Below are 1,059 nucleotides of genomic sequence, written 5' to 3'. Positions count from 1 at the left end.
CATAGGTTTAAATCTCAGATAAAGTGGTAGAATAGAAAAATCCCTTGCGAGTTTCTATCAATTTTAGAGAAAATAGCAATCAGGGCGCTGTTTTTGATTATATCCGACAATCCATCAAGTTATTTATTTTTTAGTCCTAATCGAGTCAGGTGCGACCCTCGAACGCCTGAGCAAAAAGCAATATAAAACCTTGCTAGTCCTCACAGAGGTCTATCGCCAACAGCAATGGTTATTTGATAACAATAAACAGAGCATTGAGGATAGAATAGTAAGTTTAACTCAACCCCACATTCGTCCCTATGTCGCGAGGAAAAGCAGGAAAAAGCGTAGAGTTTGGAGCCAAAATATCAGCCAGTTGTTTTGAGGGATATGTATTTTTAGACCGGATGAGCTGGGATAACTTTAACGAATCAGGGGACTTAAAAACACAAGTAGAAGCATATCATAAATTCACAGGGTATTATCCAGAGTCAGTTCATGCAGATCGCATTTACCGAAATCGGGAAAACCGAGCATGGTGTAAAGAAAAAGGCATTAGGCTGAGTGGGCCGCCATTAGGAAGACCGCCAGCAAATGTGAGTAAATCAAAAAAGAGGCAAGCGTTGGAAGATGACAGAATTAGGAATGCGATTGAGGGTAAATTCGGGGAAGGTAAACGAAGATTCGGTCTCAATCGTATCATGGCAAAACTTGATAATACTTCACAAACAACTATTGCTATCACTTTTTTAGTCATGAACCTTTCTACCTGGTGGCGCCGGGTTTTTTATGTGTTTTTATGTCGAGCGGATCAAACAATGCCTGTTTTTGGAGTTAACATAACTTGCGCTTATATTTCACTCAAAATAAACCAGGAAAAACTCATCGTTAACGCTGCTTGAATATATCGATCACTCCCGCTCGCCAGAAAGCGATCGATTAAGTAGTTAAGCAAAATTAATTACATAATTTTCTCCAAATTCTTTAAGTATTTTTTCCACACATGAAACAAGAGCTGGCCAGCTAGAATAGGCATTTATTTCGATCCATTCATATTTAATAAACCGCCACAGAATCTCA

1 pseudogene is annotated in these 1,059 nt (G+C 38.9%); it reads left to right on the top strand.

Annotated elements, in window-relative coordinates:
* Positions 1-136: 136 nt before the first annotated feature.
* Positions 137-881 (top strand): annotated as a pseudogene (locus tag ACUVJL_RS31715) (transposase); the annotation flags it as partial.
* Between the last annotated feature and the right edge of the window lie 178 nt (positions 882-1,059).

It is taken from the genome of Microcoleus sp. OTE_8_concoct_300 (assembly GCF_031383065.1).
GTDB lineage: Bacteria > Cyanobacteriota > Cyanobacteriia > Cyanobacteriales > Microcoleaceae > Microcoleus.
Note: the sequence above shows the minus strand (reverse complement) of the source record. Positions and strands in the feature narration are given on the sequence as shown.